The organism is Candidatus Nitrosopumilus sp. (assembly GCF_028278985.1).
Lineage (GTDB): Archaea > Thermoproteota > Nitrososphaeria > Nitrososphaerales > Nitrosopumilaceae > Nitrosopumilus.
Genome location: NZ_JANQTA010000020.1, coordinates 1 through 15,458, shown reverse-complemented (window position 1 = coordinate 15,458; position 15,458 = coordinate 1). Strand labels below are relative to the sequence as shown.

Sequence of the window (15,458 nt, the reverse complement as noted above, 5' to 3'; positions counted from 1 at the left end):
AATAATATAAGCACTTAGTTATTTCATAAAGTGTTATGATGATCGCATAAACTCATACGATCTTAGGATTCATCAATATGAAATACTGTAATTGTTAGAAACTTATCTTAAGCCCCAACGGGACATGACTTTATTTTCTAGACGTTTGAAAATTACACCATCAACTACCAATCCAATTCCCATGATAACTAGCATAATTGCAATTACTTGAGAAACATCTGTCAGGGAACGTGCAGCATATAATAAATGACCCAATCCAAGATATGCAAAGAGTAATTCAGCACCAATTACACCTCTCCAGGCAAAGGCCCAGCCTTGTTTAAAGCCTGAAATCATGTATGGGAATGCAGCTGGTAGCAAAACTGCAGTGACTAATTGACTTCCTTTAGCACCCATATTTCTGGCAGCCTCTATAAAGTGAGGATCAATGTTCTTGACTCCAGTGTATGTGTTGATAGTTACTGCAAAGATAGCACCGATGGCAACTACAAAAATAATTCCAGCATCATTTAGTCCATACCAAAGTATCGCTAATGGAACCCATGCAATTGATGGAATTGATTGCAAACCAAGGACTAAAGAGCCAACAGTTTGATTAACAAATTCAACTCTTGCCATAAAGACACCAAGAATAATTCCTCCACCAATTGCAATTGCAAGACCTACAACTAATCTCCACATACTCATTGCTACTCCATAAAATAGACTACCATCCATTGCAGTGTATACCAAATCTTCTGCTACTTCATATGGAGATGGAAAAACATTGGATGGCCATATTCCAATCATTGCAATTATTTGCCAAACAACAACCAGTCCAACGTAAAATGCAATTCTATGAGGCGTAAAATTTTTTCCCAATTTCATAACTCCTTTGATTTCTTTACCTCTGGTCTAAGTTCTGAAAGAATGTCTTGTTGGAATTGTAACAAAGATTCATCTTCTGCAATTCTAGGTCGTGGGAAATCATTTTCAACTTCTTTTTTAATTGAAGATGGTCTGTTGCTAAAGATTGCAACTTTGGTTCCCAACACAGCAGCTTCTGCAACATTATGTGTCACAAACAAAATTGTTTTCTTTGTCTTTTCCCAAATCAATTGCATTTCGACTAAAAGTAAATCACGTGTTTGAGCATCTAATGCTGCAAATGGTTCATCCATTAGTAATACATCAGGATCCATTACAAGTGCTCTAGCAATAGCTACACGTTGTTTCATTCCAGTAGATAGTTGATAGGTGTAAGAATTAGCAAATTTTGTTAGTTGCATCATGTCAAGATATCTGGTTGAAATCTTTGTTCTCTCGTCTTTTGGGATTCCAGCCATTTTGAGACCAAACTCCACATTATCCTGAACCGTTAGCCATGGAAATAGTGCACCCTCCTGAAATACCATAATTCTTTCAGGCCCAGTCTCAGTCACTGGACGTCCATCAAAGAGAATTTGTCCTTCATCAGGTGTTTCAAGACCCGCTACTATGCGTAAAAATGTGGATTTTCCACATCCAGAAGGACCTACCAAACATACAAAGTCACCAGCCTCTACCTTGAGATTTACTCCGCCCAAAGCTTTGAGATTGTGAGATTCATGAGAGAAATACTTTACAATATTTTTTGCCTCTAGTTTTGTCATCTAGGTCAACTCCTCCTCAACAGAATTTGAATCATGATAAAAAATTTCAGAAATATCATATCCATTTCGTCCTAAATAACCCAAAGAATCTGCTTGCTCTGCAAATGAATGGATAGAATTAGGTAAAGGATCATCAATTATTTGTAGATTGGATAACGCAATATCAACAATGTCATCAGAAAGTGACTGACCCAAATATGATTTTAAAAATGCATTAAAGACATTTCTTGTTTCAATAGGATTCTCATTAATCCACTGTACAGTATCATGATGTGATTGCAAAAAGTTTGAAACAATTTCAGGATTATTTTTTACATAATCAGTATTTCCAATTACTAAAACTGATGCAAATTGTTTATTAGGCCACAAGTCTTCTTCAAAAAACAATCGTTTTCCATCTAGTTCTGTTTCTAAGATAGTAGCCCAAGGTTCTGCAACCCATGCTCCGTCAACTTCACCCTTAACAAACAGTGTATAGATATCAGGATTAGGTATATTGTAAACAGTAACTGAGCCACCTCTTTCTTTAGGTTGTAATCCATTTTCAGAAAGGTAGTTTCTCAATGAAACGTCTTGAGTGTTTCCAATTTGAGGAGCAGCAATTTTCTTTCCTGCAAAGTCAGATGCAGAAGTAATATCAGAATTCGGATGAACAATAAAACTTGCACCACCGCTAGCAGCACCTGCAAGAATTTTCACATTTTTGTTTTCTGAATTTAGATGACCATTAATTGCAGGACCAGGACCAACATATGCAATATCTACAGAATTTGAAAATAATGATTCAATGACTTGAGGTCCACTATCAAATACTCTAGTTTCAATTTCAATATCAGAGCCTAGTTTATCAGCAAAGTATCCTTGTTCTATTCCAACAATAGGAACTGCATGCCCAATGTTTGGAAAATATGCAATTCTCAGTTTGTTTTCATGCGTAGTATCACTAGAATTTAGTGCAACACCTAGTGCAGAAAGTGCCACAATTCCTACAATTCCTGCAGTAATTGCCGATCTAGCATTCATAAAACAGCGTTATATTTGGCGGTTAAATAATCATCGAATTTTAGCTCAAGCTAGCCAGAAAATTTTCAAAAAATAAAATCAAAATCCAGCCTATCACAAAAGATAAATTCCAAAATACGACGGAAAAGATGTTTTGACTCAAAAAGGAATTCTTGCATTTTCAGGAGGACTAGATACTTCTGTTGTTGTAAAATATCTTCAAGATGAACATGACATGGATGTCATTACAGTTACAGTAGATGTAGGTCAAGGTGACGATCATAAAAAAATTGCAGCTAAAGCAAAAAAGCTTGGAGTAAAAAAACACTACAACATTGATGCAAGAAAAGAGTTTGTCAAAGATTACATTTTCCCATCAATTAAAGCAAATGCATTATATCAAAAAAAATATTGTCTTGCAACAGCTCTTGCAAGACCATTAATTGCTGAAAAAGTTTTAGAGATTGCTAAAAAAGAAAAAGTAACATCACTTGCACACGGATGTTCTGGAAAAGGAAATGATCAAGTACGATTTGACATAACATTACGTTCAGGTTCTAATCTACCAATCATTGCACCAATTAGAGATAAAAATTTGGATAGAGTTACAGAGTTAAAATTTGCAAAGAAACATGGAATTGAAATTGAAACTGTTGCAAAAAAATTCAGTATTGATCAAAATTTGTGGGGACGTGCAATTGAAGGCGGAGTATTAGAAGATCCTTACAATGAACCACCTGCTGATGCATTCATTTGGGTTAAAACAAAAAACCTTCCAGAAAAACCAACATACATTGAAATCAAATTTGAAAAAGGAATTCCAGTTGCAGTTGATGGCAAAACAATGGAACCAGTCAAACTAATAGAATATCTTAACAAAAAGGCAGGAGCCGCAGGAGTTGGAATTGTTGATCATATTGAAGACAGGGTTGTCGGAATCAAATCACGTGAAGTGTATGAAACTCCCGCTGCAACTTGTCTGATTGAAGCTCATACAGACTTGGAGAAAATGGTTCATACAAAGCATCAAAATAAATTCAAATCTCTAATTGATGACGAGTGGTCTTACCTAGTATATTCAGGACTTTGGCAAGATCCATTAAAGACGGATTTAGATGGCTTTATTGAGGCATCTCAAAAACCCGTCTCTGGTACTGTAAAACTGAAGCTATACAAGGGAAGTTTGAGGGTAGTTGGAAGAAAATCCAAGAACTCTCTATACAGCCATGAAATTGCTACTTATGGAACAGAATCAACATTTGATCAAAGATTGGCTAAAGGATTCGTCGAATTGTGGGGAATGCAGTCAACAGAAGCTAATAAATTACAAAAGAAAAGGTCAACAAAAACATGAACTGCCCAGAATGTGACGCAGCACTAAACATCCCAGAAGATGCCGCCGTAGGAGAAATCATCTCTTGTCCTGATTGTGGAGCTGACTATGAAATCGCAAAGAAAGATGGATCAAATGTTGAGCTTAAACAAGCAGAAAGCGTAGGCGAAGACTGGGGAGAGTAATGTCAAAAGTCTGTATTGTGTTTGACCGTTTAAGAACGGAAGAGAAGATGCTACAAAAAGAAGCATCTGAGTTAGGACATGATGCAGTGATGTTAGATGCTAAGATCACTCAAGTGAATACCGACAGCAAGAAAGAAGATTACGATCTTGGTGACGTAGTCTTAGAAAGATGTGTCAGTTATTTTAGAGGATTGCACTTTACATCAAGTTTAGAGTTTATGGATATTCCTGTTCTCAACAAATTTGATGTTGCAAGTGTTTGTGGAAATAAAATGTTCATGACGTTACTTTTAAAGAAAAATAATGTTCCAACACCTAAAACATATTTTTCATTTTCAAGTGATAGTGCATCTGAGAATTTAGAAAAAGTTGGGTATCCACTTGTTATCAAACCTGTAATTGGAAGTTGGGGAAGAGGAGTAATGCCAATTCAAAATAAAGATACTATGGATGCAATAATCGAAGTAAGAGAAATTACTGACAGTCCACATGATAGAATTTACTATTTGCAAGAAATGATCAATAGACCTCCTAGAGATATCAGAGTTATTACAGTCGGAGATGAGCCTATTGCTGCAATGTATAGAAAATCATCAGGTGGATTTAAGACAAATATTGCTTTAGGAGCCGATCCAGAGATCTGTGAAATCACAAAAGAGATAGAAGATTTAGCTTCAAAAGCATCTAAAGCCATGGGTGGAGGAATTCTTGGAGTAGACATAATGGAAGATGAGAAAAGAGGATTAGTTGTTCATGAAGTAAACAATACTGTTGAATTCAAAGGATTAGCAAGAGTTGCCAAACGAAATATACCAAAAGAAATGGTAGAATTTGCTCTAAACTACGTTAGGAAATAAATTATACTCCTTTACGAGGAGGTTTATCATGAAAGTAGGTGTTGTTGGAGCTTCAGGATATGTAGGTGGAGAAACATTACGTCTTCTAGTAAACCATCCAGAAGTAGAGATCTCAATGGTTACGTCTAGACAACATGTAGGAGAATATCTTCACAGAGTCCAACCAAGTTTGAAAGGATTTACCGATCTAACATTTTCAGAATTAGACTATGACAAATTGACTGACAAGTGTGATCTTGTTTTTACAGCAGTTCCGCATGGAACAGCAACTGAGATTGTAAAAGCATTGTATGACAGAGGAGTCAAAATTATTGATTTGAGTGCAGATTATAGATTACACAATCAAGATGCATATGACAAATGGTATGGATGGGAGCATCCACATCCAGATTATCTTAAGAAATCAGTTTTTGGTGTACCAGAATTACACAGAGAAGAAATTAAAAAAGCACAACTTGTTTCATGTCCAGGATGTATGGCAGTAACTTCAATGTTAGCTCTTGCACCATTGATTAGAAACAACATCATTGATACTGAGCACATTGTTGTTGATTCTAAAATTGGTTCATCAGGGGCAGGTTCTGGTTCAGGAACTGCACATGCAATGAGAGCAGGTGTAATTAGACCATACAAACCAGCAAAGCACAGACACACCGGAGAAATTGAGCAAGAGTTAAGCGAAATAGCTGGAAAGAAAATTAATGTATCTATGAGTCCACATGCAGTTGATGTTGTAAGAGGAATCTTATGTACAAACCACACATTCATGAATAAAGAAGTTGATGAAAAAGAATTGTGGAAACTATATCGTCAAACTTATGGTGAAGAGAAATTTGTCAGATTAATTAGAGATAAGAAAGGGTTGTACAAGTTCCCAGATCCAAAATTCCTTGTCGGTTCTAATTTCTGTGACATTGGATTTGATTTAGATGAAGACAATCATAGATTAATTGCATTATCTGCATCAGACAATCTTATGAAAGGTGCAGCAGGTTCAGCCATTCAAAACATGAATGTAATGTCTGGTTTTGATGAGATGGACGGATTAAGATACACACCATTAACTCCTGTTTAGAAATGATCACTATCAAAATTGGTGGAAGTGTAGTAGATGATTTACATCCATCAACAATTACAGATATCAAAAAAGTCGCAGAGTCTGAAGGATTAATTTTAGTTCATGGTGGCGGAAAAGAAGTCACAAAAGTTTGTGAACAACTTGGAAAAGAACCAAAGTTTGTTACATCGCCTAGTGGAATCAAAAGTAGATACACAGACAAAGAAACAGCAGAAATTTTTACCATGGTAATGTCTGGAAGAATCAACAAAACAATTGTCCAAATGCTTCAAAAAAATGGAATCAATGCAATTGGACTTTCAGGAGTCGATGCAAAAGTAATTGAGGCAGACAGAAAGAAAAAACTTCTCATAGTAAACGAAAAAGGCAGAAAACAGGCTATTGATGGCGGATATACAGGTAAAATTAAGGAAGTAAACTCTACATTTATCAAATCACTGCTTGAGCAAGGCCTAACGCCAGTAATTTCACCAATAGCAATTAGTGAAGAATCAGAATTTCTCAACGTTGATGGAGACAGGGCTGCAGCATATGTTGCAGGCAAAGTTGGTAGCGATAAGGTGTTATTCATTACAAATGTAGATGGATTACTAATGGATGATCAAGTTGTTCCAAAACTTACATTAGCAGAAGCAAAAGAAATCAGACCTAAAATTGGTCCAGGCATGGAAAAGAAAATTCTGGCATCAACTGAAGCATTAGATATGGGTGTAAAACAAGCATTCATTGCAAATGGACAAAAAGAAAACCCAGTATCTTCAGCAATCTCACACGAGGGATGCACGGTGATAGAGCATGAGTGAAGACCAACACATGGGAAATCTGTATCAAAGATTTCCAGTAACAATTGAAAAAGGAAAAGGCGCACACGTTTGGGATGTGGATGGTAAAGAATACATCGATTGTATGGGAGGTTATGGTGTTGCTCTAGTAGGACATCAAAATCAAAGAGTAAATGATGCAATCAAACAACAAGTAGATAAAATCATTACAGTTCACAGTTCATTGTACAATAAAACTAGAGAAGAATTTTTGCAAACTTTAATTGGGTTAGCTCCTGAAAAATTAACTCAAGTTCATTTGAACAATAGTGGTGCAGAAGCTATTGAAGCAGCAATCAAATTTGCTAGAAAGTTTACGGGTAAAAAAGGAATGGTTGCAATGAAGGGTTCATACCATGGAAAATCATTTGGGGCATTATCCTTAACATTTAATCCAAAATACAAAAAAGCTTTCCAACCTTTAGTTGAAAAAGTATCATTTGCAACATTTGGAGATATTGAATCACTACGTGATGTAGTAGATGACGATACTGCCTTTGTAATTTTAGAACCAATTCAAGGAGAAAGTGGAATCAATGTAGCCCCTGAAGGATTTTTGCAGGATGTAAGAAAGCTTTGTGATGAGAAAGGAATCCTGTTAATTTTTGACGAAATTCAAGCAGGACTTGGTAGAACTGGACGATTATGGGCCCATGATCACTGGGATACAGCACCAGATATTTTGTGTCTTGCAAAAGGAATTGCAGGTGGTGTTCCAATGGGTGCAACATTAGTTAGACCAGATATTTTAGCTTCAATAAGTAAAGGAGAACACTCCTCAACATTTGGTGGAAATCCAATTTCATGTGCAGCCGGTACTGCAGCATTAAAAGCACTAACCGAAGATGGATTAATTGAAAATTCTGAAAAGATGGGAAAAATTTTCAGAGAAGGATTAGAAAAATTAAAAGAAAAACACACAATGATCAGAGAAATCAGAGGAAAAGGACTCATGATTGGAATTGAAATGAAATTTGAGGTCAGAGATATCTTAATGGGCCTTATCAGAGAGGGTGTTTTGATGCTTTATTCTGGAAGAAACATACTACGAATTCTTCCTCCACTAGTAATATCTGAAGAAGACATAACAAAAGTTTTACATTCTCTAGATACTATACTAACTGAAGAGGAAGAAAAACGAAATGTACAAGGATAAAGTAGACGAGAAAATCATAGGTTATCTTAAAGAAGACTCTAGGGAATCATTTGTAGACATTGGTAAAAAATTAAAGTTATCTGAATCAGCAGTACGAAGAAGAGTAAAGAATCTAGTAGACAGTGGAACAATCAAAAAATTCACATTAGAATTAGGCGAAGAAAATGCAACCAGTGCTATCGTTTTGGTTTCTGTTGATTCAGCAACAGACACTTCAAAGGTTTCACTAAAACTAGGAAAACTGGAAGGAGTAAAAACAGTATATGAGATTACAGGGCAATATGACATTACAACTATCATTAGTGCACCAAGCATTGCAGAAATTAACAGTAGTATTGATGCATTAAGAAAAATTCAAGGTGTTGTAGATACCAATACTGTAATAATTTTGAGAAAAGTAGTCTAAAACGACTTTCGTTTCAAAATATCTTTTCTAAACTATTTTAGGATCAACTACTAACTTTTTCAACGAACATAGTACGAATATGTTTATAAGAAGAAATTTGAGCAACGAAATCAGCAATGAAAGATTCGAATCATTATGCAAATCTGTATAACGCATACGACAAGAATCCAAAGAAAATCAGAGTATTAGATAGTACGCTAAGAGAAGGAGAACAACACCCAGGTGTCTCATTTACAAACAAGCAAAGAATTCAGATTGCATGGATGCTGGATTATTTTGGAGTAGACCAAATTGAAATTTCTCCAGTAGTTTCTAGTGATCACAAAGAAGCAACTAAAACAATTATCAAACAAGGATTAAAGGCAGACATTGTTTCTCATGGTCGCGCATTAAAACAAGATATTGATACATCTTTGGATTGTGATGCAAAGTGGTGTGCAGCATATTTAGGAATTTCAGATATTCATCTTAAAGACAAATTAAGAATTACAAGAGAAGAAGCACTTACAAGAGCAGTTGAAACTGTCGAATATGCAAAATCTCATGGATTAAAAATTAGGTTTACCGTAGAGGATGGAAGTAGAGCAGAACCAGAATTCTTACTCAAAGTATGTAAAGCAATTGAAGAAGCCGGGGTAGATAGAATTAGTTTACCAGATACAGTAGGAATTCTAAGACCTATTGGAATGTACAATTTTGTTAAGAAGGTAAGTGATACAGTTGATGTTCCATTAGATGCACATGTACATAATGATATTGGATTTGCAGTAGCAAATGCATTTTCTGCTTGTGAAGCAGGAGTTGATCAAATCCATACAACGATTGATGGGATTGGAGAAAGAACAGGAATCCCACCTCTGGCTGAAGTTGCAGTAGCCTTGACTTATCTTTACAAATCACCAAATGATTTCCGATTAGATATGCTGCTAGACTTATCAAGATTAATTGAAGATTATACAGAAATTGAGCCATATGATTCAAAACCAATTGTTGGATCTTCTGCATACAAACACAAAGCAGGGACTCACTTGGCAGCAATTCTAAGAAATCCTGCAGCATACGAACCTATTCCACCACGTGCAGTAGGGAATAGACGAAGAATCGTTTTCGGTGAATTGGCAGGAAAAACGGGTGCTGCTTATTTGATGTCGCTGTTAGGATTAGAGAAAGATGATGAAAGAGCCAAGGCAGTTGCAGCAGGGCTAAAAGGACTCAGAATGGGTGATCTAATCGAAATCCCATTAGAAGACAGACTTGAAAAAAAGATAACTAATGATAAATAAAGAGGAGGTGTAAAGACAAGATATGTCCAAATGTGAAGAATGTGATGCAGAAATTTCAATTCCAAGTGATGCACTTGAAGGAGAAATTGTAACTTGTCCAGAATGTGGAGCAAGTTATGAATTAGCAAAAGGTTCAGATGGCTTCGATCTTAAGCCTGCCCAAACGGTTGGCGAGGATTGGGGACAGTGAGTCCTGACGTAACTGTTCTTTATGATACCATTCGTTGGGAAGAAAAAGCTCTTCTAGAAGCTGGAAAAAAAAATAATATCAATATCCAGATGGTAGATTGTAAGAAATTAGCTTTAGATTTAGAAAAGAAACCAGAAGATTACGGAGTTGTAATTCAAAGATGTGTAAGTTATTATCGTAACTTGCATTCTACTGCAGCACTTGAAGGTCTTGGAGTCAAAGTAATTAATTGTCTAAACACAGGAGTGTTTGCTGGAAACAAATTATTCACACATATGTTGTTAAAGAAATCAGGAGTTCCAACTCCAGATGCTACAGTTGCATTTTCAAAAGATGCTGCATTAGATGCATTGGATTCTCAAGGATTTCCCAGAGTAATCAAACCAACGGTTGGTAGTTGGGGAAGATTAATTTCAAAACTAAATGACAAAGAAGCTGCTGAAGGTATTATTGAGAGTAGAGAAAGTATGTATCCAATTTATCAAATTCATTATCTAGAAGAATTTGTAAAAAGACCTCCAAGAGATATTCGTGCAATTATGGTTGGAGACAAAATAGTTGCTGCAATTTATAGAAATTCTGAGCATTGGAAAACAAACATGGCACTTGGAGGAGTAGCAGAACCATGTGAAGTGACCTCAGAGATGGAAGAAATGTGTATCAAAGCAAAAAACGCCGTTCAGGGAGACATAGTAGGCGTAGATTTGATGGAAAGTGAAGATAAAGGACTGGTTGTGCATGAGGTCAACAATACTACAGAGTACAAAAATACGGTTAGAGTTTGTGAAGTAGATATTCCTTCCCTAATGCTAAAGTATGCCATTGAAAAATACAAGTGAGAAAGAATTGGATGCACATATTTCAGTAACACCTAGATTTACAGTCAAGATGCTTGAAAAAGCATTAAGACTCTATACGCCATCACTTAGCGAAAAACCAATGGCTGAATTTCTAGCAGACAAGTGTGATGACTTGGGTTTTGAAGATATTCAAATTGACGAAGTTGGAAATGTAATTGCAAAAAAAGGTTCAGGGTCTCCAACAATCATGTTATGTGGTCATATGGATGTAGTTCCAGGAAAAGTCAAGGTACGAAGAGAAGGAGACTCACTACACGGTAGAGGAGCATCAGATGCCAAAGCACCATTAATGGCAATGTTATTTGCAGCTGCATCAGTTAAAGAAAATAACGGTACAATAATTTTTGTAGGTGCAGTTGATGAAGAGGGAAATGCAACCGGTATCAAAAATTTAGTGAAAAAAGATTTAGGTGTTGATTATGCAGTGTTTGGAGAACCAAGCGGGACCAAACAAGTCACCATTGCATACAAAGGACGATTGGCAATTAATCTCAAAGTAAGTGTGGAAGATAGTTCACATGCTAGTGCACCATGGCTTTCTAAAAATGCAATTGAGGAATCTTTGATTTTTGTAAATGAATTAAAGAAAAAATTAGAATCTAATCAGGAAGACAGAACTAAAGGAATGCTGTTGACAGCAACAATGACAGAAATTAAAGGTGGAATGAGTCACAATGTTACACCAAAAGAATGTGAAACGACTTTTGATATTAGAATTCCAGTAGACAATAATTGTAAAAATGTAGAACAGCAAATAGCTACATCAGTCAAAGAGATTTCAGAGGAACGTGGAGTAGAGGCATTTTATTCCATTTTAGATGAAACAGAACCATTTGAGGCACCACACAATTCACCAATTGTTAGGGCAATTACATTAGGAATTAGAGAAGTTGAAGAGGCACATCCAAAATTAATTAGAAAAACAGGCACAGGAGACATGAATGTATTAGGTAATCAATGGAAGATTCCTGTTGTCACATATGGTCCAGGGGATCCTCATGAAGCCCACACCATTGATGAAAAAGTATCAATTGATGAATATCTAAGAGGAATAGAAATTCTCAAGAAATCACTACAGCATTTAAAAAGACTACATGATAAAAAATTGAAATAATGTTATGGTTTGTTGGATTAGGAATTTCCGGATTCAAATCAATTCCTAATGAAGCATTGGATATTTTATCAAAAACAGATATTGTTTACTTGGAGCAATTTACAAGCCCAATTAGTAAATCAGATTTGAAAAAAATTAAAGATGCTTCTAAAGGAGAGTTCAAGCTAGCAAAGAGATGGTTAGTAGAAGACGGAAATGAGATTTTAGAAAATGCCAAAAAGAAAAAGGTTGCACTTTTGTCTTATGGAGACCCATACATTGCAACTACACATATTGAATTAAGAGCAAGAGCCATTGAAGAGAAAATAAAAACGCAATCAATTCATGCATCTTCATCGTTAACATCAATGATTGGAGAATGTGGTTTACACTTTTACAAAATTGGAAGAATAGCAACTATAATGAGTGAAATGAAATCACTTACTACACCATATTATGTAATTTACAAAAATATCATAGAAGGAAATCATTCAGTTCTACTATTAGAATATAATCAAGACAAAGATTTCTTTTTGGATCCAAAAGATGCCATGAAAGAATTACTTGAGACAGAAAAAGGTCAAAGAAGAAACGTAATCTCTAACAAAACATATGCTATTGTTGCATCACGAATTGGATTCAAAGACCAGTCCATCATTGCTGGAACAATTGCTAGTATGAAAAAACAAGATTTTGGAAAGCCACCTCACACTCTAATTATTCCAGGAAGAATGCATTTTACAGAATCAGATGCACTGAAAATATTTGGAAACTGTCTAGATGAACCATTTGATAATTCAGAGAAAACAAAGAAAATCTCAAAGCAAATGATGGAGAAATATGTTCCAATGGTTAGAGAGGCATTAGAAGAGATTATGCCACATTACAAAGACCAAAAAGAATTCCAAATAATTTTAGAAAATGCTGAATTGTACATTCAGGATGCAGAAAAATTCCTCGAAGATGGTCAAGATGAAGTAGCAATTCTGAGTATTGGATATGCAGATGGCCTAGTTGATGCATTAAGGTTGGCAAAAGGCTTTGATCCTAAAATGTGATTTTTAGCGATTAATTAAAGAAGGGTTTAGAATCACGGAGATTAGTGAATACAAAAGAAAAACTTGTTTTGTCATCATTGTATCTGAGTCAAATCAACGGAAAAACTGCACTAGAAATCTCTAAAGAAAAAAGTACTCTATCTGAAGAAGAATTCAATTCAATTACAGAGAAATTAATTCAAGAAAATCTGCTTGAAAATGATTCTAAAATATTGACTGAAACAGGGAGAGATAGTCTCAAAGTTGTTCTTGCAGGCGGAGTTTTTGATATTATTCATCCAGGACATATCCATACATTAAACTCTGCAAAAAAACTTGGAGACGTGTTGGTAGTAGTAGTTGCTACTGATAATACTGCAGTAAAAATGAAAAAAAGAGAACCCCTACATTCACAAGAACAAAGAAAAGAATTGGTAGAATCACTAACAATGGTCGATTTATGTTTAATTGGACAAGAAGATGATATTTTCAAAACAGTAAACCGAGTTAGGCCCCAAATTATTGCTTTAGGATATGATCAAGCTCATCAAGAAAAATTCATCACAGAAGGATGTAAGAAAATTAATTTAGATGCAGAAGTTGCAAGACTACAATCACCCATTCCAGATAGTTCAAGTTCTAAAATTGAAAAAGAATACGGCGAATCGATTCACGGAATCTAAGAATTAATTGGAATTTTTATGGTTACTTTAGAACCATCTTTTAATTTACCAGATTTTCTAATGCAAACTTTGGAAATTAATTCAATAATTGAATCATCGTGATGAGTTCTCTCTAAAATTATCAATTCACAATTAATAGAATTATTTAATTTGGCTGAGAAACATTTTACCCATCCATAGGTTCGTTTACCATCAGAAAAACTCTTGATTTTAGTACCTTCAAGAGTTTCAAATTGCTTTATGGCTTCTTGATGGATTTTTTTATCTAATCTAACATTTAGAGTACCTGGAAATGGAACATAACCAATTTTTGATTTGAATTGTTTTGTATATCCTTTCAAACCCATATAGTATGCACCCTCACCCATCCCAGAAATCAAAGTTCCTTTAAGCTCAACAAATGATGGTGATGAATCCAAACTTTTTTGAAGAATTGCAGAAAGTTTAACCATTTCAGAATATCCCTTTGACGTAATTTTTACAGAGATATTTCTTCCACTAATTATTCGTTCAATGAATTGATTTTCTTCTAATTCAAGTAGATGTTTGGATGCGGATTGTTGTGATTTTTTGATATTTTTACCCAAAGAAGAAGTAGTAATTGTAACAAAATTGTGTTTTGCCCCTTTTGATAAAAGATAAGAAAGAGTAAGAATATGCTGAATCTTTAGTTCAGTCATCTGAATTCTATGCTACGCCTAGATCACTAAATGTTTTGAGATTCATACCATCAGAGTTTGATAGTTTTGCTACTCTGTGACCAACAACACATTCGATTCCAGCATTCTTTGCGCCTTCTAAGAGTCTTTGAGTGATAATTCCATCAAGTAGAAGATATTTGATTCCGGATTGAGTTGACAATTTACTTACAACTTCACTGATTGGAACTTTGAATATTTCATTTTGAGAATCATCTAGTGCAACAGCTTCTAATGTTTCATTTAGATTTGGAAATATTTGTGATGCCATGTCTGCTAGAGGTTTGTCATCTTCACTTTTTAGAGAAGGTGCGGGTTTTCCTCCTTTGATTTCATCAGCTACTGGTTTGAGAATTTCATCAATTCTTTGAGGTGTTAATTCTTCAACTTCAACGCCATTGTCAGCTCTTAATTCATAATCGATTGGAACAACCGATTTGAGTTCTTTGAGAATAAATCCACCTGCTCTATCACCATCAAGAAATGCTACAATAGTGTCTTTTGAATTACATAGTTCTTTGATAGATTCATCAATTTTTGCGCCTTCTATTGCTAATGCGTTATCATAGCCTGCACGAAGTAAATTGATTACATCGGCTCTACCTTCTACAAGGATTATCCAGTTAGAATCATGAACGCCAGAACTACATGTGAGTTTTGATGGTCCATAACTAGATAATTTCTTTGAATCTCCTTGGTGAACATCATTTAGCATACTTTCTCCTTCACTAACTGTTTTAGTTGCCCATTTTTGCTTGATTTCTTTTGCGCGTTTAACAATGTCGTCTTTCTTTGCAGCTCGAACATCATCAATAGCATCTAATCTAAAAGAGCAATCAAATGGTCCAACTTTGTCTATGCTCTCAATACCTGCTGCAATTAATGCACATGTATCAATATCAGTACTCATTGGAATTAATGCATCACCAGATGTAGTGTTTGCTGTAGATTTTGCATTAACTTCAATTCTACCTACTTTGGAAACTCGTTGCAGTTCATTCAGATTCATCTCTGGACCTAACAGACCTTCTGTCTGTCCAAAGATAGCTCCGATTATGTCTGCTCTTTCAACGAGCCCATCAACTTCATAGGAAAGTTTAACATGATATTTGACAATTCCTGATTGAGGCATAAATTATTCATCT

General features: G+C 35.3%; 18 protein-coding genes. 13 read left to right on the top strand and 5 right to left on the bottom strand.

Annotation, left to right across the window (positions count from 1 at the left end; all coding sequences use genetic code 11):
• Window positions 1–102: 102 nt before the first annotated feature.
• Genes Q0941_RS07230 through Q0941_RS07220 form a run of 3 tightly spaced genes read right to left on the bottom strand, consistent with a single transcriptional unit; the run spans window position 103 to window position 2,654 of the window.
• A complete protein-coding gene (locus tag Q0941_RS07230; RefSeq protein WP_299292511.1) occupies window positions 103–867 on the bottom strand; it encodes an ABC transporter permease in 765 nt (254 codons plus the stop codon).
• Complete coding sequence (locus tag Q0941_RS07225) at window positions 864–1,631, bottom strand: ABC transporter ATP-binding protein (RefSeq protein ID WP_299292509.1); 768 nt, start codon at window positions 1,629–1,631, stop codon at window positions 864–866. Before Q0941_RS07225 ends, Q0941_RS07230 begins: the two co-directional genes overlap by 4 nt.
• Entirely contained in the window at window positions 1,632–2,654 is a 1,023-nt protein-coding gene (locus Q0941_RS07220) for an ABC transporter substrate-binding protein (protein ID WP_299292507.1), read from the bottom strand.
• A 133-nt stretch (window positions 2,655–2,787) separates the two neighbouring features.
• On the opposite strand from Q0941_RS07220, the gene Q0941_RS07215 reads away from it, so the two are divergent.
• From Q0941_RS07215 to Q0941_RS07155, 13 genes are all read left to right on the top strand, one after another.
• Window positions 2,788–3,987, top strand: a complete 1,200-nt coding sequence (locus tag Q0941_RS07215) for an argininosuccinate synthase (protein WP_299292506.1) — start codon at window positions 2,788–2,790, stop codon at window positions 3,985–3,987.
• Window positions 3,984–4,151 (top strand): alpha-aminoadipate/glutamate carrier protein LysW, encoded by a 168-nt coding sequence (gene lysW/argW, locus Q0941_RS07210; protein ID WP_299292504.1) that lies wholly within the window; start codon window positions 3,984–3,986, stop codon window positions 4,149–4,151. The genes Q0941_RS07215 and lysW/argW (Q0941_RS07210) overlap by 4 nt, the downstream gene beginning before the upstream one ends.
• On the top strand, window positions 4,151–5,008 hold the full coding sequence (gene lysX, locus Q0941_RS07205) for a lysine biosynthesis protein LysX (protein WP_299292502.1): 858 nt from the start codon (window positions 4,151–4,153) through the stop codon (window positions 5,006–5,008). Before lysW/argW (Q0941_RS07210) ends, lysX (Q0941_RS07205) begins: the two co-directional genes overlap by 1 nt.
• Window positions 5,009–5,036: 28 nt before the next feature.
• Window positions 5,037–6,083, top strand: a complete 1,047-nt coding sequence (gene argC, locus Q0941_RS07200; RefSeq protein WP_299292500.1) for an N-acetyl-gamma-glutamyl-phosphate reductase — start codon at window positions 5,037–5,039, stop codon at window positions 6,081–6,083.
• Between the two features lie 2 nt (window positions 6,084–6,085).
• Window positions 6,086–6,889 (top strand): [LysW]-aminoadipate/[LysW]-glutamate kinase, encoded by an 804-nt coding sequence (locus tag Q0941_RS07195; protein WP_299292498.1) that lies wholly within the window; start codon window positions 6,086–6,088, stop codon window positions 6,887–6,889.
• Window positions 6,882–8,063 carry an aspartate aminotransferase family protein gene (locus Q0941_RS07190; protein ID WP_299292497.1) on the top strand — a complete coding sequence of 394 codons (1,182 nt, stop codon included), beginning with the start codon at window positions 6,882–6,884 and terminating at the stop codon, window positions 8,061–8,063. The genes Q0941_RS07195 and Q0941_RS07190 overlap by 8 nt, the downstream gene beginning before the upstream one ends.
• Window positions 8,050–8,469, top strand: coding sequence for an HTH-type transcriptional regulator LysM (gene lysM, locus Q0941_RS07185; RefSeq protein WP_299292495.1), 420 nt, complete (start codon window positions 8,050–8,052; stop codon window positions 8,467–8,469). Before Q0941_RS07190 ends, lysM begins: the two co-directional genes overlap by 14 nt.
• A gap of 116 nt (window positions 8,470–8,585) precedes the next feature.
• Entirely contained in the window at window positions 8,586–9,752 is a 1,167-nt protein-coding gene (locus tag Q0941_RS07180) for a 2-isopropylmalate synthase (RefSeq protein ID WP_299292493.1), read from the top strand.
• A 22-nt stretch (window positions 9,753–9,774) separates the two neighbouring features.
• A complete protein-coding gene (gene lysW/argW, locus Q0941_RS07175) occupies window positions 9,775–9,942 on the top strand; it encodes an alpha-aminoadipate/glutamate carrier protein LysW (protein ID WP_299292491.1) in 168 nt (55 codons plus the stop codon).
• On the top strand, window positions 9,939–10,781 hold the full coding sequence (gene lysX, locus Q0941_RS07170; protein ID WP_299292489.1) for a lysine biosynthesis protein LysX: 843 nt from the start codon (window positions 9,939–9,941) through the stop codon (window positions 10,779–10,781). The genes lysW/argW (Q0941_RS07175) and lysX (Q0941_RS07170) overlap by 4 nt, the downstream gene beginning before the upstream one ends.
• A 7-nt stretch (window positions 10,782–10,788) precedes the next feature.
• Entirely contained in the window at window positions 10,789–11,916 is a 1,128-nt protein-coding gene (locus Q0941_RS07165) for a M20/M25/M40 family metallo-hydrolase (RefSeq protein WP_299292536.1), read from the top strand.
• On the top strand, window positions 11,916–12,953 hold the full coding sequence (gene dph5 / locus Q0941_RS07160) for a diphthine synthase (RefSeq protein ID WP_299292487.1): 1,038 nt from the start codon (window positions 11,916–11,918) through the stop codon (window positions 12,951–12,953). The genes Q0941_RS07165 and dph5 overlap by 1 nt, the downstream gene beginning before the upstream one ends.
• Before the next feature lie 44 nt (window positions 12,954–12,997).
• Window positions 12,998–13,615: an FAD synthase gene (locus Q0941_RS07155; RefSeq protein ID WP_299292485.1), complete on the top strand. Its 618-nt coding sequence runs from the start codon at window positions 12,998–13,000 to the stop codon at window positions 13,613–13,615.
• Here Q0941_RS07155 and Q0941_RS07150 read toward each other — a convergent pair.
• Together Q0941_RS07150 and dnaG are read right to left on the bottom strand one after the other, a co-directional pair.
• Window positions 13,612–14,295, bottom strand: a complete 684-nt coding sequence (locus tag Q0941_RS07150) for a DUF120 domain-containing protein (protein ID WP_299292483.1) — start codon at window positions 14,293–14,295, stop codon at window positions 13,612–13,614. The genes Q0941_RS07155 and Q0941_RS07150 overlap by 4 nt on opposite strands.
• Before the next feature lie 7 nt (window positions 14,296–14,302).
• Entirely contained in the window at window positions 14,303–15,445 is a 1,143-nt protein-coding gene (dnaG, locus tag Q0941_RS07145; RefSeq protein WP_299292481.1) for a DNA primase DnaG, read from the bottom strand.
• Between the last annotated feature and the right edge of the window lie 13 nt (window positions 15,446–15,458).

What these genes read in the sequence shown, in the direction of transcription:
- lysW/argW (WP_299292504.1), top strand. Translation starts at nt 3,984, where the DNA reads ATGAACTGCCCAGAATGTGACGCAGCACTAAACATCCCAGAAGATGCC.
- Q0941_RS07230 (WP_299292511.1), bottom strand. Translation starts at nt 867, where the DNA reads ATGAAATTGGGAAAAAATTTTACGCCTCATAGAATTGCATTTTACGTT.
- Q0941_RS07220 (WP_299292507.1), bottom strand. Translation starts at nt 2,654, where the DNA reads ATGAATGCTAGATCGGCAATTACTGCAGGAATTGTAGGAATTGTGGCA.
- lysM (WP_299292495.1), top strand. Translation starts at nt 8,050, where the DNA reads ATGTACAAGGATAAAGTAGACGAGAAAATCATAGGTTATCTTAAAGAA.
- lysX (WP_299292502.1), top strand. Translation starts at nt 4,151, where the DNA reads ATGTCAAAAGTCTGTATTGTGTTTGACCGTTTAAGAACGGAAGAGAAG.
- dph5 (WP_299292487.1), top strand. Translation starts at nt 11,916, where the DNA reads ATGTTATGGTTTGTTGGATTAGGAATTTCCGGATTCAAATCAATTCCT.
- Q0941_RS07225 (WP_299292509.1), bottom strand. Translation starts at nt 1,631, where the DNA reads ATGACAAAACTAGAGGCAAAAAATATTGTAAAGTATTTCTCTCATGAA.
- Q0941_RS07150 (WP_299292483.1), bottom strand. Translation starts at nt 14,295, where the DNA reads ATGACTGAACTAAAGATTCAGCATATTCTTACTCTTTCTTATCTTTTA.
- lysW/argW (WP_299292491.1), top strand. Translation starts at nt 9,775, where the DNA reads ATGTCCAAATGTGAAGAATGTGATGCAGAAATTTCAATTCCAAGTGAT.
- dnaG (WP_299292481.1), bottom strand. Translation starts at nt 15,445, where the DNA reads ATGCCTCAATCAGGAATTGTCAAATATCATGTTAAACTTTCCTATGAA.
- argC (WP_299292500.1), top strand. Translation starts at nt 5,037, where the DNA reads ATGAAAGTAGGTGTTGTTGGAGCTTCAGGATATGTAGGTGGAGAAACA.
- Q0941_RS07190 (WP_299292497.1), top strand. Translation starts at nt 6,882, where the DNA reads ATGAGTGAAGACCAACACATGGGAAATCTGTATCAAAGATTTCCAGTA.
- Q0941_RS07180 (WP_299292493.1), top strand. Translation starts at nt 8,586, where the DNA reads ATGAAAGATTCGAATCATTATGCAAATCTGTATAACGCATACGACAAG.
- Q0941_RS07195 (WP_299292498.1), top strand. Translation starts at nt 6,086, where the DNA reads ATGATCACTATCAAAATTGGTGGAAGTGTAGTAGATGATTTACATCCA.